17 protein-coding genes are annotated in these 24,618 nt (G+C 42.5%); 10 read left to right on the plus strand and 7 right to left on the minus strand.

All coding sequences use genetic code 11. From position 1 onward, the window contains the following. Window positions 1-293 precede the first annotated feature (293 nt). On the plus strand, window positions 294-1,487 hold the full coding sequence (locus V7K89_RS21875) for a Coenzyme F420 hydrogenase/dehydrogenase, beta subunit C-terminal domain (RefSeq protein WP_335190839.1): 1,194 nt from the start codon (window positions 294-296) through the stop codon (window positions 1,485-1,487). Between the two features lie 143 nt (window positions 1,488-1,630). Here the strand turns inward: V7K89_RS21875 and V7K89_RS21880 are convergent, their stop codons facing one another. The 3 genes from V7K89_RS21880 to V7K89_RS21890 form a co-directional block, all read right to left on the minus strand. Beyond that, window positions 1,631-1,990: a VOC family protein gene (locus tag V7K89_RS21880; RefSeq protein ID WP_335190841.1), complete on the minus strand. Its 360-nt coding sequence runs from the start codon at window positions 1,988-1,990 to the stop codon at window positions 1,631-1,633. 121 nt (window positions 1,991-2,111) lie between these two features. After that, window positions 2,112-3,761: a hybrid sensor histidine kinase/response regulator gene (locus V7K89_RS21885; protein ID WP_335190843.1), complete on the minus strand. Its 1,650-nt coding sequence runs from the start codon at window positions 3,759-3,761 to the stop codon at window positions 2,112-2,114. After that, window positions 3,758-8,869: a PAS domain S-box protein gene (locus V7K89_RS21890; protein WP_335190845.1), complete on the minus strand. Its 5,112-nt coding sequence runs from the start codon at window positions 8,867-8,869 to the stop codon at window positions 3,758-3,760. The genes V7K89_RS21885 and V7K89_RS21890 overlap by 4 nt, the downstream gene beginning before the upstream one ends. 229 nt (window positions 8,870-9,098) lie before the next feature. Between V7K89_RS21890 and ldpA the strand changes: the two genes are divergently transcribed. The 7 genes from ldpA (at window position 9,099) to aroF (ending at window position 16,079) form a co-directional block, all read left to right on the plus strand. Then, on the plus strand, window positions 9,099-10,259 hold the full coding sequence (ldpA, locus tag V7K89_RS21895) for a circadian clock protein LdpA (RefSeq protein WP_335190847.1): 1,161 nt from the start codon (window positions 9,099-9,101) through the stop codon (window positions 10,257-10,259). 83 nt (window positions 10,260-10,342) lie between these two features. After that, window positions 10,343-12,076: a R3H domain-containing nucleic acid-binding protein gene (locus V7K89_RS21900; RefSeq protein ID WP_335191031.1), complete on the plus strand. Its 1,734-nt coding sequence runs from the start codon at window positions 10,343-10,345 to the stop codon at window positions 12,074-12,076. A gap of 471 nt (window positions 12,077-12,547) precedes the next feature. Next, on the plus strand, window positions 12,548-12,727 hold the full coding sequence (locus V7K89_RS21905; RefSeq protein WP_335190850.1) for a high light inducible protein: 180 nt from the start codon (window positions 12,548-12,550) through the stop codon (window positions 12,725-12,727). A gap of 179 nt (window positions 12,728-12,906) precedes the next feature. After that, window positions 12,907-13,230: a hypothetical protein gene (locus tag V7K89_RS21910; protein ID WP_335190852.1), complete on the plus strand. Its 324-nt coding sequence runs from the start codon at window positions 12,907-12,909 to the stop codon at window positions 13,228-13,230. Between the two features lie 702 nt (window positions 13,231-13,932). Further along, complete coding sequence (gene rpsO / locus V7K89_RS21915) at window positions 13,933-14,202, plus strand: 30S ribosomal protein S15 (RefSeq protein ID WP_041565894.1); 270 nt, start codon at window positions 13,933-13,935, stop codon at window positions 14,200-14,202. An 11-nt stretch (window positions 14,203-14,213) separates the two neighbouring features. Continuing rightward, a complete protein-coding gene (locus V7K89_RS21920) occupies window positions 14,214-14,684 on the plus strand; it encodes a PAM68 family protein (protein ID WP_335190854.1) in 471 nt (156 codons plus the stop codon). A gap of 336 nt (window positions 14,685-15,020) precedes the next feature. Then, window positions 15,021-16,079: a 3-deoxy-7-phosphoheptulonate synthase gene (aroF, locus tag V7K89_RS21925; protein WP_335190856.1), complete on the plus strand. Its 1,059-nt coding sequence runs from the start codon at window positions 15,021-15,023 to the stop codon at window positions 16,077-16,079. A 390-nt stretch (window positions 16,080-16,469) separates the two neighbouring features. Here aroF and V7K89_RS21930 read toward each other — a convergent pair whose 3' ends face one another. Together V7K89_RS21930 and V7K89_RS21935 are read right to left on the minus strand one after the other, a co-directional pair. After that, window positions 16,470-16,721 carry a hypothetical protein gene (locus tag V7K89_RS21930; RefSeq protein ID WP_335190858.1) on the minus strand — a complete coding sequence of 84 codons (252 nt, stop codon included), beginning with the start codon at window positions 16,719-16,721 and terminating at the stop codon, window positions 16,470-16,472. A 453-nt stretch (window positions 16,722-17,174) separates the two neighbouring features. After that, a complete protein-coding gene (locus V7K89_RS21935) occupies window positions 17,175-18,431 on the minus strand; it encodes an HhoA/HhoB/HtrA family serine endopeptidase (RefSeq protein ID WP_335190860.1) in 1,257 nt (418 codons plus the stop codon). A 178-nt stretch (window positions 18,432-18,609) separates the two neighbouring features. Between V7K89_RS21935 and V7K89_RS21940 the strand changes: the two genes are divergently transcribed. Further along, complete coding sequence (locus V7K89_RS21940) at window positions 18,610-19,506, plus strand: ATP adenylyltransferase family protein (RefSeq protein ID WP_335191033.1); 897 nt, start codon at window positions 18,610-18,612, stop codon at window positions 19,504-19,506. 454 nt (window positions 19,507-19,960) lie between these two features. Further along, complete coding sequence (locus V7K89_RS21945; protein WP_335190862.1) at window positions 19,961-20,779, plus strand: hypothetical protein; 819 nt, start codon at window positions 19,961-19,963, stop codon at window positions 20,777-20,779. A 477-nt stretch (window positions 20,780-21,256) separates the two neighbouring features. On the opposite strand, the gene bioD is transcribed toward V7K89_RS21945, so the two are convergent. After that, window positions 21,257-21,946 carry a dethiobiotin synthase gene (bioD, locus tag V7K89_RS21950; protein ID WP_335190864.1) on the minus strand — a complete coding sequence of 230 codons (690 nt, stop codon included), beginning with the start codon at window positions 21,944-21,946 and terminating at the stop codon, window positions 21,257-21,259. Then, window positions 21,946-23,685, minus strand: a complete 1,740-nt coding sequence (locus tag V7K89_RS21955) for a protein kinase domain-containing protein (RefSeq protein WP_335190865.1) — start codon at window positions 23,683-23,685, stop codon at window positions 21,946-21,948. The genes bioD and V7K89_RS21955 overlap by 1 nt, the downstream gene beginning before the upstream one ends. Between the last annotated feature and the right edge of the window lie 933 nt (window positions 23,686-24,618).

Here is a 24,618-nt window from a genome sequence, read left to right on the forward strand (position 1 = left end):
TGCTGAAGTATTCAATTCGATTATTACTTCATTACTTGAAGTACGGGAAAATACCCGTGTTAACCTGATTCATCCCGCACTTATGCAACGCCGTATTTCTATAGTTCCTTATCAAAGCCTCAGTACAATATTTAATTAATTCGTAGCGAAATAAATTAGGCAAAACTCTGCATTACTTTGTGTCTCTGTGCGTTTCAAAACATTACAATGTCTTGTTTAATCTCTATCGTCAAGTTCATAGCCAGTGAAGGTATTGTAATAAAAGCGATTCCTGAATAAAACAAAAAGTTTATATGACCTCAGTTTCTCCTCACAAAAAAGCCAGAGCCTTAAAACCTACCAGTCGCCGCCCAGCCAAAGAACTTTGTAGCGAGTGCGGACTATGCGATACATATTATATTCACTATGTCAAGGAAGCCTGCGCTTTTATTAATCAGCAAATAGGCGAACTTGAAGAAGAAACGCACACGCGATCGCGCCATCTCGAAAACCCCGATGAACTCTACTTTGGTGTTCATCAAGACATGATAGCGGCGCAGAAACAACAACCCATAGAAGGCGCACAATGGACGGGTATTGTTAGCAGCATTGCCATTGAAATGCTTAATCGCGGTTTAGTTGAAGGTGTCGTCTGCGTGCAAAACACTAAAGAAGACCGCTTTCAACCCATGCCCATTATCGCCCGGACTCCAGCTGAAATACTAGCAGCACGAGTAAATAAACCAACGCTTTCTCCGAACCTTTCCATATTAGAACAGGTAGAAATATCAGGGATGAAGCGGCTGTTGGTAATTGGTGTTGGTTGCCAAATCCAGGCATTACGAGCCGTAGAAAAACAACTTGGTTTAGAAAAGCTGTATGTTTTGGGTACGCCCTGCGTAGATAACGTTAACCGCGCCGGACTGCAAAAATTCTTAGAAACCACCAGCCGATCGCCTGATACAGTTGTGCATTACGAATTCATGCAAGACTTCCGGGTTCACTTCAAACATGAAGATGGCTCATCAGAAACAGTGCCTTTCTTTGGTTTGAAAACCAACAAACTCAAAGATGTCTTTGCCCCATCTTGTATGAGTTGCTTTGATTACGTCAACTCCCTAGCTGATTTAGTTGTTGGTTATATGGGCGCACCCTTCGGTTGGCAATGGATTGTAGTTAGAAATGACATTGGTAAGGAAATGCTGGATTTAGTGAAAGACCAGTTAGATACTCAAGCAGTGATGTCTAAAGGCAACCGCAAAGAAGCCGTACAGCAAAGTATTCCTGCTTACGATAAAGGCGTTACCCTCCCAATGTGGGCAGCAAAACTGATGGGTGTGGTTATCGAAAAAATCGGCCCCAAGGGTCTAGAATATGCGCGATTTTCCATCGATTCTCACTTTACTCGCAATTATTTGTATGTGAAGCGGAATCATCCAGAGAAATTAGAGGCACACGTTCCAGAGTTTGCCAAGCGTATTATTGGGCAATATAAGTTACCAGAATAGAAGAGGGACTGAGGCATTGGCCAAACAGGGCATGAAGAAGAGACAAGGTAGACGAAGAAGAGGGGGAGGCAGAAGGCAGAAGTTCTTTAATTTTGAATTTTGAATTGTTTATCCCCCTTGTCCCCCTTGTCCCCTGCTCCCTCTCATTGCTGACTCAACTCGATAATATTCCCATCCGGGTCTTGAGTGAACAGGGCAGCGCGACCGGAGGCGCTAGCTTGAATGGGATAATTGTGATTAAGGAATTCTTGTTTGGCGGCGTTTAAGTCAGCTACTGTGAAGGCGACGTGGGGATTACGTCCCCATTTTTCGTTTGGGTTTTCCGTGGGGACAGTGGTTGCAACTATCAGGTGAATTTGATAGTCGCCGACTTGATACCATGCACCAGGGTAGTTTAGGGAACGATCTATTTTGGATAATCCCAATACTTTCCCATAAAAATGTTCAGAGCGTTCTAAGTCAGTCACAAGAATCGCTGTATGAAGACTTTGGGTAATCTGCATTGTCGGTAAGATGCGATCGCGTTTATTTAAATTTTGGCGTAGTTTGAACTCTTTCGGTGAGTGAGGGAGGCACGAGGAGAAGAATTAATAACCAACGCCTAATGACAAAGGACAAATACCATCACAGACTTAAAGGCAGCTGAACTGTAAACGTTGTCCAGCCCTGAGAACTGGTAACTTCAATCGTGCCTTGGAGATATTCTACTAACTTCTTAACTAATGTTAAACCTAATCCTGTGCCACTCTGTTGCCAGCGTTCCCGTTTCGGGTTGCTGTAGGCATCGCTTTCAGGAATCCGGTAAAACGGCTCAAAAATTCGAGATTGTTCTTTTTTCGGAATTATCACCCCAGAGTTACTAATTGTGATTTGAAAATAAGGAACTTGAAAACTATGTAATGAACCAAATTTAGCATCCTCATTTATCAGACTTTTTATGATGTAAATTAGCTGAACGTTTAACACAATCTGTCCATCAGGCGGAGTGTATTTACAAGCATTGTTGAGTAATTCTGAAATAATTTCAGTCAAACTAGCCAAGTCTGAAACTAAAGGTGGTAAATTTCGAGAAACACTAACTTGAAAAGACTGTTCTCTGGCTTGAGCGCGTTCCTGAAAATACTCGGCAACGTGAGGCAGCCAGTTTTGGAGTTGAATTGAAGTTAATTCCAATGGATAGACATCTGCATCAATCATTCGTAGATGCAGCAAATTATCTACCAAATCCAGTTCTTGTTCACACTGCTCGCGCAAAATAGTTAAGTAGCGAGCTACAGATTCAGATGAAGAAAGTGTGTTTGAATTTAAGATACCCTGCCGATCAAGAATATTTTCTAGCACGGAGATTGCCATTTTGATGTTTGACAAGGGCGTTCGCATTTCATGAGAAGTGGTTGCCAAAAAATCCTCTTTTAATTGGTTCAGGCGTTGAAATTCTGCCACTCGAACCTTTAGTTGTTGGGCACGTTCAGCTGCGAGATTACGTTCTTCGGTTAACCGTCGTTGCGTGTCATCCCGGAAAACAAATACAGCTCCTGTAATTACACCACTGTTATTTCTCAGAGAAGTAGCACTATCAGCTATTGGTATAGTTGTCCCGTCTCTAGCAATTAGTAGGACACCACTGCCTAAATATATAGTATTTTCTTGTTGGAGGGCTGTAATAATTGGATTCTCTATTGGTAGCTGAGTTTGTTCATCAATGATTTTGATAACTTCAGTTAACATCTTGTCTTTAGCTTCATTCCATTGCCACCTTGTTAGAGCTTCAGCTACCTGATTGATGTATTTAATATTTAATTCAGTATCGACTACAATTACTCCATCTCCCATTCCCCCAAGCACAGAACTCAAAAATTGCTCGCGATTGTAGCGATTTAGTGCTGTATGAATCGCAACGTAAAGTTCTTGCTCCTTAATGGGTTTGAGAATATATCCAAAGGGGGATGTCAGTGTTGCTCGCTCGACAGTATACCGATCGGAGTGACCTGTGACGTAGATAATTGGAATTTGCAAACGATGCCAAATTTGCTCTGCTGCCTGAATACCGTCCATTTCACCCCGTAACCTGATATCCATTAAAATCAAGTTTGGGCGTAATTCACTTGCTTTTGTAATTGCCCCTTCGGCAGAATCAGCAATATCTAAAACAACATATCCTAAAGACTCTAAACTTTCTTGTAAGTTGATGGCAAGGATATATTCATCTTCAACAACAAGGACTCGAATTGTCTCCTTTGTCTGCGTGTTTGATGAGATGCTAGTTATGTTCATACCCGGCTGTTTATAAAAGTAATTTCGAACTCTGTACCCTGTTGAGAGTTAATTTCAAGCTTTCCCCTTAGCTGCTTAACTAAACCCTGGACAAGGGTTATACCCAGCGTTTTAGTTTTTTTGCTATCAAAATTTTCAGGTAAGCCAACACCATTATCTCTAATAATGAGTGTCAAAGTAGATTCAAATTTTTGATAAAACTTAACCTCAATTTTGCCTTCATGATTACCAATAAAGGCGTATTTCAAAGCATTGGAAACCAGTTCGTTGATAATTAAGCCGCAAGGAATGGCGGTTTCGATGTCGAGACTAGCATTATCAACTTGAATATTTAGTTGAATTTGGCTGGAACTAACATTATAGGAATCAAATAAATGAGTTGTTAAATCTGGAATGTATTGAGCGAAATCAATATCAGCGAGGTCTTCAGAACGGTATAGTTTTTCATGAACTAGAGCAATGGAAGCAATGCGGTTTTGACTATCACGCAAAATAGCTGTCACCACAGGATCTTGTGTACGTCTGCATTGCATTTGCAGCAAACTGCTGACAATTCCTAAATTGTTCTTAACACGATGATGAATTTCTTTGAGTAATACTTCTTTTTCTTTTAGAGAGGCTTTAATTTTTTCTTCCGCTTGCTTTTGTTCGGTGATATCTTGTTGGATAGCGACAAGGACGCTTCCATACTCAGGATGTTCAAAAACGGAAGCGGTAGCGCTACACCAAAATGGAGTGCCATCTTTTTTAATATTATGGACTTCATAGGTTGCTTCACTGCGTTCCAAAATAGCAGTGCAAATCTCCTGACTAACATCTTTAGGTGTATTATTTTCATTACCGTAGTTGACAATCGATACATGCTGACCAATTAATTCACCAAGGTCATAGCCAAACATCTGCTCGAATTTAGGATTGGCATAGACAAATACGCCATCTATAGCACGAACTAGGCAAATTCCTTCTGCCATGTTGCGGGTGATGACTGCTTGCAACTCTAACATTTGTTCGGCGCGTTTGCGATCGCTAATTTCAACTACCACAACGCCTATGCTAATAGGTTGATTGGCTTCAGACTGAATTGGAAAGTAGGAAGCTAGCCAAGTCCTGATTACACCTGGAATTTTTGGGGTTTCTCCACTGATCTCCAAATCCAAAATCGGTTCACCCGTTGTTAAGATATGTCGAAAGACTTGCTCTTGCTTCTGTGCTATATCAGGGACAATCTCCCATGGTGTCTTGCCAATATGTGCCGCTGCGGGAATGCCATTAATTTCTGCTAATGCTTCATTAATTAATGAATAACGTAGTTCCCGATCCATAATCGTTATACCAACAGGTGCATTATTGATGAAGGTATCCAATAGCTTTTGCTTGTGAGCTAGTTCTCGCTCTAGAATCTTGCGTTCTGTAATGTCAATTGCCACCCTACCCACTAGCTTTTGTTCAGACAATCCCAGAATCAAAAACTTGTATACCAAGAACTCACCAAGAGTACCGTCTGGTCGAGGAGCAACGTCGATCGCCTCAATTACCTGATTTGTCTCTATGACTGTGCGAATGTGCTCGAAATGCTGCCGAGCAATTTCATCTGGGTAGAGGTCAGAAATGGATTGCCCAATCACCTGTTCGGGTTGTAATTTAAATGTCCGCAGGTATGTTTGATTTAAATAAAGTACACGCCCATCTGTATCAGTAATCCAAGCTAGCACTGGGCTGTTGTTCATAAATGCCTGGAACCGAGCTTCACTTTCTTGCAAGGCTGCTTCTGCTTGTTTACGCTCAGTTGTATTAATAATTACTCCTAACATCCGTACGGGATCACCTGCTTCGTTGTAAACGCCACGTCCTTTCCCCGTCAACCAGTGAATCCTGCCATCGGGAAAAATCACTCGATATTCACCTTGAAAATTAATATGTTGTGCCAGTGCATTTGATACAGCCTGTTCAATTCGGTCAACATCCTCTGGATGCACGCGATCGCGCCATAGTTGATAGCTGGCTGCTGATATTTCTGGCTCTAAACCTAACAAACGATAATGGTTGTCGTTCCAGGTAACTTCGCCTGTTTGAACATTCCAATCCCAAATACCAATGTGGTTAAATTCCAACGTTAGTCTCAATTGTTCTTCACTTTTGGCTAAGGCTGCTTCGGCTTGTTTGCGTTCGCGTAGTGCGGCTTGTCGATCGCTGATATCCCGATGAGTACCAGTCATTCGCAGAGGATTACCATCTGCATGTCGCATCACAACCTTACCGTAGTTGGCAATCCATTTGCATTCACCCGACTTAGTTCGGAGTCGATAGTCAAATTTGTACTGTACTGAACTATCCTTGAGGTGAGCTGCCAAGATTTTCTCCACCCAAGGTAGATCGTCTGGATGAACTAATCCCTCCCAGGTACTAAAATCCTGTGGGAGTTCATCAAAGCGGTATCCAAGCATTTCTAAATAGCGAGGGCTGTAATAAACCTGTCTAGTCAAAATATTCCAGTCCCACAAAGCATCTCCAGAAGCCTCAAGGGCTAATTGTAGTCGTTCCTCACTTTCTCGGAGAGCAATTTCTGATCGTTTGCGCTCTTCTTCACCATACTTCCGTGCAGTAATATCCGTGATTCGCACCAGTCGCATCACAGTACCAGCGACTGTAATTTGTTTGACAGCAATGTTTCCCCAAAAGGGTTTGCCCTGCTTAGTAATATATTCAATTTCTCGACTCCAAAACCCTTGTTGGTTAATTTCTTCTACAAGGGTGGCGATTTCGTCGGAAGTAAACGGTTGCTTTTGCAGAGTATTACCTTCAATGTTAATCAGTTCAGCTTTACTAGAGGCTGCAAATAGTTTCACTGCTTGATCGTTACAGTCAGCGATCAGTAATGTTTCGACATCTACTAGAAAGAGTGCATCAGCGGATTCATTATAAACAGCTTCTAGCAGGTCACAACTACGAATGATTTCTAATTCGGTTTGTTTTCGTTCTGTAATATCTAAAATCGCTCCCAACAGTTTAACTGGCTGCCCTTGAGCGTCATAAGCTATCTCTGCTTTCGACTCAATGTAGCGCACCAAACCATCAGGTCGGATAATTCGATACTCATGATTGAAAGGGGTTATTTGAGTAATCGCCTGTTCGAGTCGGGTCTGAATCAAGGCGCGATCGTCTGGGTGAATTATTTGGAGAAATTCCGCTTGGTTGGGTTCGCCTTGAGTGGGATTTAGACCAAAAATGCGAAAGGTTTCCATTGACCAGCAGCGCTTTTTCGTTTCTAAATTCAATTCCCAACTGCCTACATGGGTGATTTGTTGAGTCGTGGCTAGCAGTGCTTCACTTTGTCGGAGTTTTTCCTCAGCCTCTTTTTGTTCGCTAATGTCCCCAACTGAACCGACCAATCGTACTGGATTTCCTTGCTGATTCCAGATTGCTTTTGCCCGCGATCGCACCCAGCGATAGCTGTGATTTTTGCACCGCAGACGATATTCAACGTTATAATCTGAAGCTTGTTGGAGCAAATAAGCTTCTTGTGCAGCCATTACTTTGGTATAGTCATCAGGATGAATGTGAGTAGTCCACTCATGATGATTGCTAATTTCGTTGGGTTCGTATCCCAATATTGTGAACCAACGCGCAGACCAGAAAGTTTGATTAGTAGAGATATCCCAATCCCAAATGGCTTCATTAGTACCTGCGATCGCTAATTGCCAACGTTCTTCATTTTGGCGCAAGGTTTCTTCAGCTTTTTGGCGCTCGCGTAGCGCAGCTTGTTGTTCGGTGATATCTCGTCCTTCTGGAATCAATAAGACAACTTGACCTGCCTCATCTAGCAGAGGACGCAGTGAAAAATCGATTGTTCCGACTCGGTTATTTGCACCGAGAACATCAACTTCATAACGGACAAATTCCCCTTGAGCTGCACGAGCGATCGCTTGTTTTAATTCTGCTTGAGTTTGTGGTGAAATCGTCCACCAGTGTGCTTCCCAAAAAGGGCGATCAATGACATCTTCCAGTTTCAGTCCGCCAAAACTTAGCGCCGTCTGGTTCGCCTCCAGTAAAATGCCAGATGGCGTTAGCAGTCCTGTGAATTGGAAAGTGTTATTAAAGATAGCGCAAAATCGGCGATCGCTTTGGTGCAATTTGGCAGTGCGTTCTTCTACTTTGGCTTCTAACTCCGTATTGAGGGTTTGAAGGTTGTGGTAGAGTTGGGCTTGTTGGATAGCGATCGCTAGTTGCACCGTCAGTTGGTTGAGCAACTCCACCTCAAATGTCTGCCATTGTCGGGGGGCAGAACATTGATGCACGATAAATAGCCCCCATTCAAGTGCTTGAGTCCCCTTATTTTCTAACAAAATGGGGACAACTAAATTCGCCTTCACCTGAAACTGTTCCAAAAGTTGAATATGGCTATCACTTAAACCCGCTTTGTAGATGTTCGTCGCCGCCCAGATTTTTCCTTGGTAGTATTCTTCCCGATGATTTTTCTGAAAACAGGTAGCTTCAATCTCCAGTCCCAAAATTGGTGTCCATTGGGGTAATATCGACTCCGCTACAACACAACCTTGTATCTGATGGGTAAATTGATACACCAATACGCGATCAGCCTTGAATAACTGGCAGACTTTTTTGACACTTGTGGCGAGGATATCTTGAAGCTTTAAGGATTGACGAATATTAAGAGCGATCGCTGCGACTAGGCGTTGTTGTTCTAGCTGTTGTTCTAGCTGCTGCATCAACTGCTTATGCTTGATCGCCCCATGAATCGTGCGGCAGAAATTTTCACGAGTCAGTTTTCCCTTAACTAGATAATCATCCGCCTTACTTTTAATCGCTTGGACTGTGCTCGTTTTGTCTCCCTGTGTAGTCAGCATAATTACTGTTACTTGGCTGTTGGAAGTTTGCCTCTGTAACTGAGTGAGAAATTCCAGCCCGCCTAAATCTGGTAATTGAAAGTCCAACAAAATCACATCTGGTATTTTCTCTTGACAAGCTTGTAACGCCTTATTTCCAGAGTCAAATTCGTAAATATCATAAGTGTAGCGATCGTCTTGCTCTAAAAAGCCTCGATACAAAGCTCTATCTTCAGCAGAGTCTTCTACAAAAAATACAGTTGTCATGTTGTTAGCCTCCTAAGACACCTGCGGGAGTGGGGAGCGGGGGAGCAGAGCAGCAGGGGAGCAGGGGAGAAGAGAAGTTGTAGTAAGTTTATATTGCCTCTGTACCTCTGCCTCTTGTGCCCTACGCCCCATGCCCAATGCCCAATTCAATAAACCCTAAATCAGCAAATTCGGACTTTTTCTTGATCGCAGACTACTATTTTTAGTCGCATAAACGCATAATAGAATAGTGACTGATCTGTTCGTACCTTTACAATCTCTCAAACAAGGTGACTGGTTCAAGCTGATCTGCGGAGCCAGTTTCCAGCATTTGCCGGCAGTCAGAAGTTTAACGTTAGCCTATACTTTGGCGGGCGCTGACTGTATAGATGTTGCAGCTGATCCAGCAGTAATTGCAGCAGCGCAATCAGGGCTACAAGCAGCCAAGTCTCTGGCTAGGGATGCCCAAAAGCGAGGCTTTGACTACAAAGGCAATTTACCCTTTTTGATGGTCAGCCTAAACGATGGAGAAGATCCCCATTTTCGCAAAGCAGAATTTAATCCTCATGAGTGTCCTACAGACTGTCCTAGACCCTGTGAAAGGATTTGTCCGGCACAAGCGATCGTGTTTGACAGTATCAAAGAAGACTTTTCAGGAGTAGTATCCGAAAAGTGTTATGGCTGCGGTCGTTGCATACCAATTTGCCCTTATGGTAGAATTTATACAGCTTCATACGTGACAACGCCGGAAGCGATCGCGCCATTGGTAATGTCAACGGGAGTAGATGCCGTAGAAATCCATACAAAAGTCGGGCGGTTAGCAGAATTTGAGCAATTATGGCAAGCAATTTCACCGTGGTCCGATCGACTAAAGTTACTAGCTATCAGCTGTCCCGATGGCGAAGGAATGATTGACTACTTGAAAGCGCTGTATGACTTGATTGCCCCAATCAAGGGTGCTTTAATTTGGCAAACCGACGGTCGTCCCATGAGTGGTGATATTGGCGATGGCACCACAATAGCCGCGGTGAAATTAGGGGAAAAAGTTTTGGCAGCTAAGTTACCGGGATATGTGCAGTTAGCAGGCGGCACAAATAGGTATACTGTTGCGAAGTTAAAGGCAATGGGACTACTTAAAGAGGCAGAGGGGGAGGGGGCAGGGGGCAGAGGAGAAAACTTTTCTCCCTTGCTCCCTGCTCCCTGCTCCCCTGCTTCCATCGCTGGAGTTGCCTATGGTAGCTACGCCCGTGTACTGCTGTCACCAATTCTCGAACAGTTAGAGAATAAGGAGGTAAGTAACACCAATGTGAAGGCGACTGTTCGCCTAGAAGAAGATGAGGTATTACTTTGGCAAGCTGTAGAACTTGCCCATTCTCTCGTTTCCCAGATCAAGTCACAGCAGGAGCGTTAATTGCTCGTTCGGAAATATACCCAGGGCGGGTTCTCCTGCACGCAAATGTCCTCGCTATCTCTAAAAACGTCACCATAGAAAGCATGACGATTACAGACGATCTCCAAAAGTTATTAGACATTTTGCCCCAAGACCTGCAACAAGTACTAGAGAGTCATCCCAAACGAGATAGTTTAGTAGAAGTGGTCTTGGATTTGGGTCGTCGCCCAGAGGCTCGCTTTCCTAATCAAGCTGAGTATCTGAGCGAAGTACCTGTTACTCAAGAACAAATAGATGATTGCATTCAACGAGTCGGAATCTTTGGCGGAGATAATCGGGCAGGAATTGAGCAAACTTTGCATCGGATTAGCGCTATTCGCAACCGTACTGGTAAGATTATTGGCTTGACCTGTCGCGTTGGTCGAGCCGTATTCGGAACCATTGGCATGATCCGCGATTTGGTAGAAACTGGTAAATCGATTCTCATGCTGGGACGTCCAGGCGTGGGTAAAACTACCGCCTTACGGGAAATAGCCCGTGTTTTAGCTGACGATTTGCAAAAGCGAGTGGTGATTATTGACACCTCCAACGAAATCGCTGGAGATGGTGATGTTGCTCACCCTGCCATTGGTCGCGCCCGGCGGATGCAAGTGGCTCATCCAAATGAACAGCATCAGGTGATGATTGAGGCAGTAGAAAACCACATGCCAGAAGTCATTGTCATTGATGAAATTGGCACGGAACTGGAAGCTTTAGCAGCTCGTACCATTGCGGAACGGGGTGTACAGTTGGTAGGTACTGCCCACGGTAATCAGATCGAAAATCTGATAAAAAACCCCACTCTAGCTGATTTAGTTGGGGGTATCCAAGCTGTGACGCTGGGAGACGATGAAGCCAGACGGCGAGGTTCTCAAAAAACTGTTTTGGAGCGGAAAGCCCCACCAACCTTTGAAATTGCTGTGGAAATGTTGGAACGCCAACGCTGGACAGTACACGAAAGTGTTGCTGACACCGTAGATAATTTGCTGCGAGGGCGTCAGCCTACTCCACAAACGAGAACCGTTGATGACTACGGCAAAATTGCGGTTACACGTCAGTTAGCTGTTGTCAACGGTCGTGGTGGACAGCTAGGAACAGTGGAGGATTCTTTCCCACCAGCGCGACCGTCTAATGGCTGGCGTTCATCTGGACAAATGGTAGCACTGCCCCAATTGCCTGTAGAGCGCGTAACTGGGCGCAGCGAGTTTGACCGTTTGCTGGATGAATCCTTCAATTATTCTGAGAGTATTGATTTTGATGCTGTTACTAGACAGCCAGGCCCAAATGGTGAAGATTTACCATTGCACGTTTACCCTTATGGAGTTAGCCGCCACCAATTAGAACAGGTGATTAGTGTGCTAACTTTGCCCGTGGTATTGACAAAAGATATAGATAGTGCAGATGCAATTTTAGCACTGCGATCGCACGTCAAAAACCACGCCAAATTACGCCAAATCGCCAAAGCTCGTCATGTACCCATCCACATGATTAAGTCCAGCACCATTCCGCAAATTACCCGTGGTTTGCGGCGGTTGCTGAACATTGACGACCCAGAGATGGCCGATGATAGAGAACTACAATTGTTTTTGCACAATGGTAGCGATGATGAGATGGATGCTCTTGAAGAAGCTAGACTTGCCGTTGAGCAAATTGTAATTCCTAAAGGACAGCCAGTCGAGTTATTGCCACGTTCTCCCCAAGTTCGCAAAATGCAACATGAGTTGGTAGAACATTATCGCCTCAAGTCGCATAGTTTTGGCGAAGAACCAAATAGAAGATTACGGATTTATCCAGCGTAACTTTAAGAACCATACTAAAGAGCCAAAGCTATGCATTGTCTCCCCTAAGAGCTTATCTACGGTGTACACACAAGTCCTTGTCAAAGCAATTTACGGTTAGTTTCATAGCGCCTAATATACCTCAAGAAAGGTTTTGCTATACAAAACCTCTCCCTCTAAGGTTTTGGAGGACTTTTGGGTAATCGGATAACTTATGTGTACACCATAGCCTTTTAGGAGAAATAGTTTATGCATTTGAAAAGCACTTTAACCATTAAAAATCATCAAAATCATTAATCTATACTCAAGCTAATAGTTCATTCTCGCACCCATTTGCTGGCATCATCAGCATCACACAATGTCTAATAGAGAATAATTTGTACAGAGTGCGTAAGTCCTAATTCACTCAATCTTGCATTTTTTTACACATCTGTTACATTACTTTACAGACAGTTACAACTGCAACAACATTTGAACTTTGGAGTTATGCTGATGTCAGATTTTAAAAATACTGCGCCTATTGTTTCAGAAGATCCTAATGCTGTGCGTTTTGGCTTCACTCCTCAGAGTGAAAATTGGAACGGTCGTCTTGCAATGATTGGTTTTGTATCTGCAATTTTAATTGAAGCTTTTTCTGGTCAAGGGATACTCCATTTCTGGGGTATTCTCTAAATTGATGATAGTAGGGTAGAACGACTGTACTACCCTATGTAACTCTTTATATTCTACACAAATCATTCGTTTCTAACTGATGGTGGCTGTTGCCATTAGTGCAAAATTTAAAATTTTTCCGGTTGAGCCAAAATATAAGTGAATAATGACTTTACATTGAATATGTATAGCTAAAACTCATGGATATACCTCAACGCGTATTAGTCCGCTACAAAGACGCGTCATACAACACCAATGAAATCCGCTTGAGAACTTTTCGGCTTGGGTTGCAAATATGGGATGAACAGACCAAACCCAGAAAAACAGAGCTTTATCAGTTTATCTTGTCTTGTTTGAAACAAGTTGACCGCCAAGATCGTTTTATGTTTTCTCTGTTATTCATAGAATTAACAGACCTCATACGCAATTCTTCCCTGGAAAGAGGAACGAAAGAGATGCTGATTAAAACAGCTTTTAGAGAATTTGCTTGTGCAATAACAGACTTTGAAGATGTTGCAAAATAGGGTTAGTCATGGGAATGCTGGAATTGCGTAGGCATAGGCATCACCCTAAAGTCAGCTGACTTAATTGAGTAGGATATGTATAGTAAACAGCTTTCCGATGGGATTAGTTTTTTGCTAAATGCGCGGATGGGTAGGTGTTGAGGAAGGGGGGAATACAAAAATGTCTGAATTGCTGTATATGTCATGATTTGGGGGCCGTAGCATTTTGAAACCATCCGCGTACCTTATGTAGACTGACTTTCAGCTATTTACAGTTAGCACAATTGTCACTCCTTATGTTATGATTTTGCATTTGCGCTATTGAACCTTGAAAATCAAATAATACAAGTCTTTCAGACGCCTGCGATCGCAATCAACTAAAATCCCTATTACAGATTGAAACTTCTAACCATTTTTGGTAAAAGTGCTCCTCACAACGAATCACAATCAACTAAAATCCCTATTACAGATTGAAACAACTTCATGGCTGACTCAGTTGAGGTTAACCAGGAATCGCAATCAACTAAAATACTTATTAGGAATTCGCAATCAATTAAAATCCCTATCGGGGATTGGAACGAAGTATACTGAAAGTTAGCCTTTAAAAAATAGTATTAAAAAGTACAAATATTACTTCAAAGTCATCCCACATCTAGCTTGAGGGCTGTGATATTATAGGAGACTGCTGCATACATTTTAGAAAAACTAGAAACTGAATCGACCATGGCCCTCACGCAACTGCGAAAACAAGAAATAATCTCCAACTACCAAGTTCACGAAACTGACACTGGCTCGGCTGATGTACAAGTAGCGATGCTAACCGAGCGCATTAACCGCCTCAGCGAACATCTTCAGGCAAATAAAAAAGACCATTCTTCCCGGCGGGGACTGTTGAAGCTAATCGGCCAGCGCAAGCGTCTTCTAGCTTATATATCGCAAGAAAGCCGGGAAAAATATCAAGCTTTGATTGCTCGTCTCGGTATTCGTGGATAGGACTACTGCTTATGTCTGCTGAAGAATCTGAACGTAGCCGTTTGCCCTTTGAACCAAACAAAAAGCGCCAAAAACCTGCAAAAACTCCAAGTAAACCAGCAGCACAGTCCCAAGAATCCGTCAAACAGGCTGATAAAAAAGTGGTTTACAGCAAACAAGAGATGGCAATTCCCCAAGTAGTCAGCCAGCGGATGATCCGACGGGTAGCTGGGTTTTCTGGTATACCAACAGCTTTGGGCATTAGCGCCTTGGTTGCTAGCTATCTGCTTGCTACCTACTCTGACATCCGACTACCTCCCATCGCGGTGTTATTGGTGAACATGGGATTATTTGGTTTGGGGGTTTTAGGGATAACTTATGGCGTTCTCTCTGCCTCTTGGGATGAAGAAAAAGTTGGAAGTTTTCTGGGTTTGGGTGAGTTCAACACCAATTGGGGACGAATGGTGGCAGCTTGGCGCGAAACTCGGCAAAAAAACTTATAATGAACGGCGCTCAGGTATTAAGTAACTGTGGTATTGGGTAAATGAAGAAGTGAGGCACTCCGTTGGGCGGGTTTCCCGACTTGAAGGAAGTGCCGAACCAGTAAATGTTGAAGTTGAAATTTTATCACTTCAACATTGCTAATTAAAATATTATAATTTTTTTATACCCTATATCTAGTTATTTAATAGTAAAACTACTGACTGAGCGCGACATTTTGTCTATTTATTGTGTAAACAAATTTTATTTTTAACTATTTGTAATTAGGCCAATAGGCAACAATAAAGTTAGTCTATTGACAAATAATTTTACTCAATTAATTAATCAGGAATTTTCAGATGATTATAGTAATGAAAAGTGGTTCTCCAGAGGCGGAAATAAACCGCATTGATGAAGAACTAACTAGCTGGGGGCTAACTCCAGAAAAAATTGTAGGTCAACACAAAGTAGTTATTGGTCTAGTAGGTGAAACTGCCAGCTTAGATCCACTACAAATTCAGGAACTTAGCCCTTGGATTGAGCAGGTGTTACGGGTAGAACAGCCTTACAAACGAGCCAGCCGTCAGTACCGCCACGGCGAAGCTTCGGAAGTGGTGGTTAATACTCCTGATGGAGCAGTAGTATTTGGCGAACATCAGCCTTTGGTAGTCGTTGCTGGCCCCTGCTCTGTAGAAAATGAAGAAATGATTGTGGAGACGGCGCGGCGTGTCAAGGCTGCTGGAGCTGCATTTTTGCGTGGAGGGGCATACAAACCCCGGACTTCACCTTATGCCTTCCAAGGACACGGTGAGAGTGCTTTGGATTTGTTGGCGAGAGCGCGGCAAGTTAGCGGACTAGGTATTATTACAGAAGTGATGGATGCCGTAGACCTGGATAAAATTGCCGAAGTTGCTGACGTGATTCAGGTGGGGGCAAGAAATATGCAAAATTTCTCCTTGCTCAAAAAAGTGGGAGCGCAGCCGAAACCAGTTCTGTTGAAGCGGGGAATGGCAGCTACTATTGAAGATTGGTTGATGGCAGCAGAGTATATTCTGGCATCTGGCAATCCCAACGTAATTTTGTGTGAAAGGGGAATACGCACCTTTGACCGTCAGTATACGCGAAATACACTGGATTTATCGGTAGTGCCAGTGTTGCGAAAGCTGACTCACCTGCCAATTATGATTGACCCCAGCCACGGCGTAGGTTGGTCTGAGTTTGTGCCTTCAATGGCAATGGCTGCGATCGCAGCTGGTACAGATTCCCTGATGATAGAGGTTCACCCTAATCCTGCCAAAGCTTTATCCGACGGGCCCCAATCTCTGACACCAGACCGTTTTGATAACTTAATGCAAGAATTGGCAATAATTGGTAAGGCAGTGGGACGCTGGCAGCAACCAGCAGTAGCTCTAGCTTAAAATTCAGTTACAACTTATTGCTAGGCATAAATAAATTAAATGTAGTGAGTTAGCGCGGTCTTCTCCCAAAGAGAGAGGCTAGCGCCTTCTCTACGAGACGCTTCGCGAACGCGGAGCGTCTCGTAGAGAAGGGGGTTTCCTTCATGAGCGACTAACTTTCCTGTTGGGTCAGGACTTGAGTTTTGAGAAATCTGAATAAACGATAAATTATTTACTACAAACTAGGATTTTTTTGTATATCTAATTATGCCTACCTATTTACTGTAAATATGAAATAATGCCCCTTTATAATACTTATAAAGGGGATTTTTAAACACTAATTAAAGCTATGAAAAAATAAATCTGCAATCAAGATTGATGAACAATATTTTTTTGCAATTGTAAGACTTTTTATCGATATACATAGCGAGCAGGTATCCAGTGGCGACCACGATTTCTTTGCACCCAACGTCCAGGAACCAATATTCTCCTTCTCGCTTGAACAGGGGTATGAACTCTAAATCGCACTGGTCTTCTGATTATTCTAACTGGAACCGATCGCCTAACTGGTCGTCTGATCTGAGCATCGGCTTGAAAAGGAATAAAGGTAACAGCAATTGGTAATATCAGCGCTGCACTAGCAAGCATTCTTTTAATACTCATTCGCAAACTTCCCTTTTATAATATTGACATCAAAGAAATTAATTTTTCATAAAATATCAATTCCTTTAACTAATAAATACTAGGGCTGAAAAAAGCTATACACTAGTGATAAAGGTCATTAGTTGAACCGTGACTAATGTCATGGATAAAAAATGTAAACATGACTCTGCTATTGAATAAAACTATTTTTAGAGGGTGGCACTATTAATTAAGACTTACGCAAAAATCGCCCAAAAGCTTAATTTGTCGAACCGCCAAGATGCCAAGAACGCCAAGAATTCGTAGAGTGTGTGTAAGTCCTATTAATACCGAAAACTTCGATTTTGATGTTTGTGGCAGTGTTTACCTGACGGCAATACGCTTATTACAACTCAATTTTGCCACCTGAAAAAAAAGGGACGGGCAAAATACCCATCCAGAAAATTCACTTTTACTCAATTGATAGTAAAATTTTTATTGCACTTGTACGGGGAAAGCACCAGGTTGCACAGCGATGTTAAGATTCTGCCCATTGCGACGTAATTCCATACGTAAGTCACTTCCGACTTGACTATTTTCTACTGCCTTTTGGACACTGCTGGCATCTGTGACTGCTTGATTACCAAGCTTTTGAATTACATCACCAGCACGTATCCCTGCTTTAGCAGCTGGTGAATTTGGTATAACTTTTACAACTAATACACCTTTATCTTCATTCACACTCAAACCGCTATTGGGATCTGAGTTGATATTTTGTTTTAGCTGAGGTGTTAACCCCACCATCTGAATTCCCAAGTAAGGATGTTGTACTTTACCTGTAGCTATTAATTGACTAGAAATACGTTGTGCTGTGTTGATAGGAATAGCAAAGCCTAATCCTTGTGCCCCTTGAATAATGGCTGTATTCATGGCAATTACTTGGCCACGAGAATTTAGCAAAGGCCCGCCAGAGTTACCAGGATTAATTGCTGCGTCGGTTTGAATATACTCTACTCGCTTATCAGGAGCGCCGATTAGATTGCTACTGCGTCCAGTGGCACTGATGATTCCGGTAGTTACTGTATTATCTAATCCAAGGGGGTTGCCGATCGCGATCGCCCATTCTCCAGGTTGTAGTTGATCTGAGTTACCCAAGGCTACTAACGGGAGATTATCTGCTTGAATCTTCACAACAGCAACATCGGTCAACTCGTCTTTTCCTAACACTTTACCTTTAAAGCTACGTCCATCCTTAAGTGTTACTGTTACGGTATCAGCACCATCGACTACGTGAGCATTGGTGAGAATACGACCATCAGCACTAATAATAAAACCGGAACCAGTACCCCGTTCTACCCGATTCTGTTGTTCTGGTAGTTGAGAACCAAAAAAGCGTTGGAAAAGTGGATCGTTAAATTCATCTGGTATCTGGGTTTTTACGGTTCGGGAAGAGTCAATTCGCACCACAGCAGGCCCTACCTTTTGCACCACTTGGGTAACAAAATTAGGATCTGTGCCTGCTGGTATTGGGGGAGCAGCATTTACTCGACTTACTGCCAAATTAGATGCACTTTCAGACACCTGCTGAGAGTGTCCAGCCATATAGCCGCCTGCCAATGTCATACCTGATCCCAGCAGCACCAGCGATAGAGAGGCGGCAGCCTTTCTCCAGGGTTTATGATATTTGGCATCAGCAGTGTTATGTGAAATGCTATTTGATGGGTGTTCTCTGTCGCGAGATTGGTTTTGCATTGCTGTCTGGAAGGATATTTAGATGTATTACTAATGTAGATATAATTTGTGACAGTTTTGTTGCAGAGGTATTGCGTTGTTGTGAAAGCTTTGGTATTTTATTGAACTGTATTGGAATATAGTCATTCGTAGAGACGTACATCGCTGCGTACTCTTTACCATGCCTGAAGGAATAGAAATGGTACAGGGGAAAATCTTACTTAAACCTAGCACTTTATGGACAAGTGTTAAAGAACGGACTGAACATGCTTTACAATGCGGTGCCCTACTGTCGATTCCGACAGAATTTGAATTTGTTGAACAGGATGGCGTGCGCTTTTTAGTGAGGATTTTGTCTAACCTGAATCGCAAAAAAGCAGCTAAGGATAAACAGGAAAAACAATCTGCTACTTCTGGTGAAGAGTTTAATCCTTTTTTGCCCTACGAAGAAAATTTATTTGTGGCGAATATCTCCGATACCCATGTATGTATTTTAAACAAATTCAATGTTGTTGATTATCATCTGTTAATCATCACTCGTGGTTTCGAGGAACAAGAAAGCTTACTCACCCTAGAAGATTTTACGGCTATGTGGGCGTGTTTGGCTGGTTTCGATGGTTTAGCATTTTACAACAGTAGCAAAACCGCAGGTGCTAGTCAGCGACATAAGCACTTACAATTAGTACCCCTACCACTTGCCCCTTCAGGGTTGCAAATACCGATTGAACCTTTACTAACATCAGCACAATTTCAAAACTCAAATGCAACTTTAGCAAAGCTTCCTTTTGTACATGCTTTCGCATCACTAAATTCTAATTGGGTGCGATCGCCATTGGCAGGGGCCCAAGCAACACTGGAAATTTATCACACTTTGCGTCACGCTGTAGGTTTAGATGCAAAGCAATCTGGTGCTTACAATCTGCTAGCGACACGAGAATGGATGTTAATCGTACCGCGATCGCAAGAGCATTTCCAATCTATCTCTGTGAATTCATTAGGATTCGCTGGTGCGCTGCTGGTGCGGAACGCGGCAGAAATGGAGATTCTCAAAACCCAAGGGCCGATGACTATTCTCAAAAATGTTGCTGTATCCTAATTGAGTTGGTGCGATGTCTACACCTGTGCTGGCAATAAAATCCTCTTCTCTGACTGGCTATGATTTCATTTTGAATGCTTTATCTGTCGCAAACATTTTTTGAATTGGTATAAATTTACTGCCTGCTAAAACTCTGATTTTACTTGACAGAGGTTTTTATCACTTCCAATTTTTGCAACAGCTTCTTAACCAATAAGGCCATTTTATCACTCGTTTAAAAGCTAAAGCATCTATTAAATACTTAAAGATTTCTAGCTATGACCATTCTTTAAAAGACCGATTGATTCAACTTGGTACTGGGTGTGGTGGCACACCAGTACTGACTATGCGTGAGAGATTAAGATAAATCTTGAGAATTTATTAAGTTTTTTAACTAATTTGTTCAACAGTTTCGCACCGCGAACTAATTTAAACTCCAGTTATTACCCACCAAAATCATATTTGAGGAATTTTTATGAAGTTAAATGTACATTTACGATACAGCACTTATGTCCTCAAACTAGTTACAATTGCTCTCTTTATAGTGATCACTTTGATAGTCACACTCTCCTTTGCCAACAATGGAGTTGCTGTCTCGGAAGTAATATGTAATAAATCTACTTCTAATGTAATTGCCAATCAAGCCAAGCAAATAGTCGATGAACTGCGCCTTGAGTTGGCTGGGGTAGAGAATCAGATCCGCAACCATCCCTATCTAACGGCTCTAGAAAACGGACAAGTGTCCCTGGAAAACCTAAAAGCCTTTGCCGGAGAGGAATACAACATAGTTAAGAGTGATATTAAGAGCGATAGCCTTTTAGTGCAACGCTTTGGTGGAACTCGTAATGGGAAATTCTTTCGAGATATTCTCTCTGGTGAGGTTCAATCCCTCAATTTGCTGTTAGATTTTGCCAAAGCCTTCAACCTCAATGAAGATGACCTGAAAAAGTACGAACCATTACCCGGGGCGCAAGCATATCCCGCCTATGTAGTTTCCCTTGCTCTATACGGTTCGGAGGCTGAAGTTGGAGCCGCCTTTTTATTCAACTTCCCTATATTCGGTGAAAATCTTGGAAGGATGAGTGCTGCACTCCAAAAACAATATCATCTCACTCCTAAAGATACAGCATTTTTCGATTTCTTTGCCAGCCCTATACCAAACTTTGAATGTAATTCTTTAAGTGTAATTGAAGCAGGCTTAAAGCATGGTGCAGAACCGCTCTTAATCAAGCGTGCAGCGCGGTTGCTGCAAGCCTATGAGAAGTTGTTCTGGGATACAGTTGCGTCTGAATAAATATTCAGCCTTCGGGATTGAACTGTAGGCTTCGGAGGTTATTCGTTTTAACAGAAAATCAAGACTTAGGTGTGGTTAAATCTGTCCGAAAGCCAGTCCCTAAGCTGGATTTATCCCCTTTTCCTGCACCCTATTGACAAAAATGCAATTACCTTAACCTGTCAATGATGCGCTATTCATCCCCGGATTCAGCAACGCCGCTTTTTTAAGCTGAAATCCCCCCAGCAAATATCAGTAGATCGAAAAGTTTGGCGATCGCTCTGTGATGGATACTTATCTAAGTAAATTTTTATTATAAATTAGTAATTTTAAATACAAATTTTGAATTTCTTAGTCGGGCTTGTAACATGAGTAAGAGCAAATATCGCACCAAAATATGTGTATAAGTAAATCTAATTCTCCTAGAGGGTCAGCTATTAAGCTAATCGGCATTTAAATACCGATTAGCTTATCTATCAATATTAAAAGAATATCAATTTAATCATTCTCAAGTGTTAGTGTTTCCCAATCTAAACCTGATGCTATTTGAGCAAGTTTATCTAAATCAGTCAGGTTATCTAAATAGGGTAAGCAGCCTAAAACTGGCGTATTAGTGAGTGATTGAATCAATTGAAATGGTGCCCAGTCGGCTATTTCTGCATCCGTTCGGGGTTGTACGCAATTCAAAACAATGCCTTTGAGATTGAGGCGCGATTGTCTAGCTAATGCCACATTCGCCACTGCTTGAGCGATCGCACCCAATCTCACTGGTACTACCAATACTGTTGGTAAACGCCATTCTCCTGCTAAATCAGCTACCGTTAATTCCTCAGTTATTGGCGAACCTAACCCTCCCAAGGCTTCAACAAGTACAAAATCACGCTGCGATCGCAACTTAGACAAAGCTTGCCACACAAGTGCTAAATCTACTCGGCGATTTTCCCGTGCTGCTGCTATAGGAGGAGCAAGAGGTGCTTGAAAGTATAAAGGTGTAATTTCTTCAGCAGATTGTTCTAGTACAAATAGCTTTTGATACCACTCGCGATCGCCAACCCCCGATTGAATCGGTTTCATGATTCCCCAGCGACGCTGCGGGTAATATTTTTGCCAATAAGCTGCTAACGCTGTTGTTAAAACAGTTTTACCAGCTTCCGTATCAGTTCCAGTAATTAGTAGTGTGTTTAACATTAATTTCTTTGGCCAGAAAATGGTTGTGTTCCATCAGTCGGCGGCAAAGTCGGCGCTTCAGTAATGGTCGGAATTGGCAAGGGTGTCTCTGTGGGAATTGGCAAAGGTGTCTCTGTGGGAATTGGCAAGGGTGTCTCTGTGGGAATTGGCAAGGGTGTCTCTGTGGGAAGTGACAAGGGTGCTTCTGTTGGTGTTGGTTTGACTGGTTTTTCTAATGCAACATTGAGGTTGTAATTGCTTTCGGCAACTCCTGAAAGCAGAGTTAACTCAATAGTATATCTACCAGTAACCAACAATGTGCCTTGATAAAATGTGACTTGTTGGGCAGTATTCTCAATTGGTTGTCCATTGGGACTTAAGACTGTTAGCAGAATGGTGCTTCCTGGATCAATAAACGTGTTTAATTTAGCACCTTCTCGCCCAAAAAAGCTGTATTGGATGATTTGATTTGCTTTGAGAGTACCTTGAACCGTGGTTGGCTTAGACGCTGTAAGCTTGAGGCGCTTAGTAGATACAACAGGTTGATCGTTGTTAGTAGGTGTGGCTGTTGGTGTTGGTGTGGGCGTCGGTGTTGGTGTCGGTGTGAGTGTCGGTATCGGTGTGAATGTAGTACCACCAGAAATTACTGGTGAAGGGAAATTTTGTGGAAGCGTCTCATCTGATGTTTTTGACTGACTGCGGATGGAACTTACTAGTGCCCAAGAACTAAATCCTGCTACGATCACTACAGCAATGGCAATTGCAGCGATCGCTAACGGATTATCCAAAATTGAGCTACTGGGACTTGGTGGAATCACAGGATTGGGTTTTTTGGGTGAAGCTGCTGGTGATACTAGGTCAGGACGGCGACCAACTGCCATTGTCTGCAAGTTAGACACATTTGGGTTAGGGACAGTAGGTTGGGTCAGAGATTGCAGTGCTTGAGATACACTAGCAGCACTTTGATAGCGATCACTCGGTATATGATTCAACATTCGATTCAAAACCTGGGCAAATCGCGGGTTCACTTTTACCCACCGCTGCCAATTCCAAGTTAGTTGGTTTTGATCGAATAGATCTTTTGGTTCTTTACCAGTCAACAAAACAATCGCGCTTACTGCTAATGCATACAAATCACTACTAGGATAAGCTCCCCCTGTTTGCATTTGTTCGCTGGGAGAGTAGCCTAGTTTTCCTACGGTGGTTCCTGGCAGCGGATTATCTGGCGATTGTAAACGTGTTGCCAGTTCCTTTACCACCCCAAAGTCAATTAACACAGGTTTAGCGTCACTATCTCGCAAAATAATATTTTCTGGCGAGATATCTCTATGAATAATCCCTCGACTGTGAATATGCTCTAAAACAGGCAACAACATTTGTATCAGTTGCAATACTTCAGCCTCTGTGAAAGTTTGATCTATAGCTTGACGTTCAGTCAGCAAAGTTCGGTACGTCTGACCTGCAACGTAGTCCTCCACCAAAAATAAGCGTTGGTCTTGCTCAAATCTTTCCCGGAATTTCGGTACTTGTGGGTGTTCGATTTGATATAAAATGGCAGCTTCTCGATGAAAAAGCTCTTGTGCCCTCTCCCAATCCAAAGCTGACCTTGCTGTTAAATTCAATTCTTTGATCGCGCAAAGTTCGTTAAAGCGCCTCTGGTCTTCTGCCAGATAGGTTCTACCAAATCCTCCTTGTCCGAGAATTTGAATTATGCGGTAACGGTTTTGCAAGACAGTGCCAACTGTAATCGGTGGTTGCATGATCGATTGATTGAGTGTAGTAGCAACTGAGGAGGAAGTCACCTACAGAGATTAAGTCCAAGAGGCGACGGCACAGTTACCTGCGGCAATATTCTACTGTAAAATTCCAAAAATTCTGCCATTGGGCTATTTCCCAAATTTATTCGAGTGGCGATCGCCCCAACATCTAAAATTACAGCAGTTCCCGCTATTGTAAGGTACGTTCTCAGTCCCGAAAGGGTACAGGAGATAGCGGGGAGGGGAGAAACTGTACTTCATAACAGCAGGAAGCGCTGTATTATCCGTTTGAGTTGCAGGACGGATGCAGTTATTGCTGCACCCAAGTGGAGCGATCACAACCACCCAAAAATCAGAGTATACACAATAGTATTAATTTTATCTCAGCAAAAATATGGGTACTAACTAATTTATCGGTGATTGGTAGCTTACAGTTGACAGAATGTTCGCGGATAGATTCAACATCTAGGATATTTATTGATTAACTAAAAACTTTTAAGTAAAAATATTTACAACACTTTGCTTATGTAGAATTTCTTTTGTTAAGTAATGTTTTAGGAGCAAAAAAATCTCTTTATTTAATCTTTATTTAATCTTTATCTAAAAACTTGCCAGTGCGTGGATAAATTTTGTCCACACCTAGCGTCTTCTAAGTTCTATATTGTCATTTTTGTCAATGCGTAGACTACAGAGTAATAAGCTACTATAATCTACCTAGAAAGAGGTGCTATACTGTGTGAGCACAAACTCTTTAATATCACTAAAGTTGTCAATCCTTTACTTTCTAGCTATCAATGAGGTAATTAGAAGAACCTACCACACCAAATAATGTTTAAGCGATTAGGGTTATTTACCTCAACCAAAAAATTGAACTATAGACCTAGTGGATGGACTTGATGTCAGTTAAGCTATCAATAGCTTGTTTGCCAAGAAGAC

The sequence above is a fragment of the Nostoc sp. genome (genome assembly GCF_036917515.1).
Classification (GTDB): Bacteria; Cyanobacteriota; Cyanobacteriia; order Cyanobacteriales; family Nostocaceae; genus Nostoc.

Coding starts and splice junctions, on each gene's coding strand:
- V7K89_RS21875 (WP_335190839.1), top strand. CDS start 294: ATGACCTCAGTTTCTCCTCACAAAAAAGCCAGAGCCTTAAAACCTACC.
- V7K89_RS21880 (WP_335190841.1), bottom strand. CDS start 1,990: ATGCAGATTACCCAAAGTCTTCATACAGCGATTCTTGTGACTGACTTA.
- V7K89_RS21885 (WP_335190843.1), bottom strand. CDS start 3,761: ATGAACATAACTAGCATCTCATCAAACACGCAGACAAAGGAGACAATT.
- V7K89_RS21890 (WP_335190845.1), bottom strand. CDS start 8,869: ATGACAACTGTATTTTTTGTAGAAGACTCTGCTGAAGATAGAGCTTTG.
- V7K89_RS21900 (WP_335191031.1), top strand. CDS start 10,343: ATGACGATTACAGACGATCTCCAAAAGTTATTAGACATTTTGCCCCAA.
- V7K89_RS21905 (WP_335190850.1), top strand. CDS start 12,548: ATGTCAGATTTTAAAAATACTGCGCCTATTGTTTCAGAAGATCCTAAT.
- V7K89_RS21910 (WP_335190852.1), top strand. CDS start 12,907: ATGGATATACCTCAACGCGTATTAGTCCGCTACAAAGACGCGTCATAC.
- rpsO (WP_041565894.1), top strand. CDS start 13,933: ATGGCCCTCACGCAACTGCGAAAACAAGAAATAATCTCCAACTACCAA.
- V7K89_RS21920 (WP_335190854.1), top strand. CDS start 14,214: ATGTCTGCTGAAGAATCTGAACGTAGCCGTTTGCCCTTTGAACCAAAC.
- aroF (WP_335190856.1), top strand. CDS start 15,021: ATGATTATAGTAATGAAAAGTGGTTCTCCAGAGGCGGAAATAAACCGC.
- V7K89_RS21930 (WP_335190858.1), bottom strand. CDS start 16,721: ATGAGTATTAAAAGAATGCTTGCTAGTGCAGCGCTGATATTACCAATT.
- V7K89_RS21935 (WP_335190860.1), bottom strand. CDS start 18,431: ATGCAAAACCAATCTCGCGACAGAGAACACCCATCAAATAGCATTTCA.
- V7K89_RS21940 (WP_335191033.1), top strand. CDS start 18,610: ATGGTACAGGGGAAAATCTTACTTAAACCTAGCACTTTATGGACAAGT.
- V7K89_RS21945 (WP_335190862.1), top strand. CDS start 19,961: ATGAAGTTAAATGTACATTTACGATACAGCACTTATGTCCTCAAACTA.
- bioD (WP_335190864.1), bottom strand. CDS start 21,946: ATGTTAAACACACTACTAATTACTGGAACTGATACGGAAGCTGGTAAA.
- V7K89_RS21955 (WP_335190865.1), bottom strand. CDS start 23,685: ATGCAACCACCGATTACAGTTGGCACTGTCTTGCAAAACCGTTACCGC.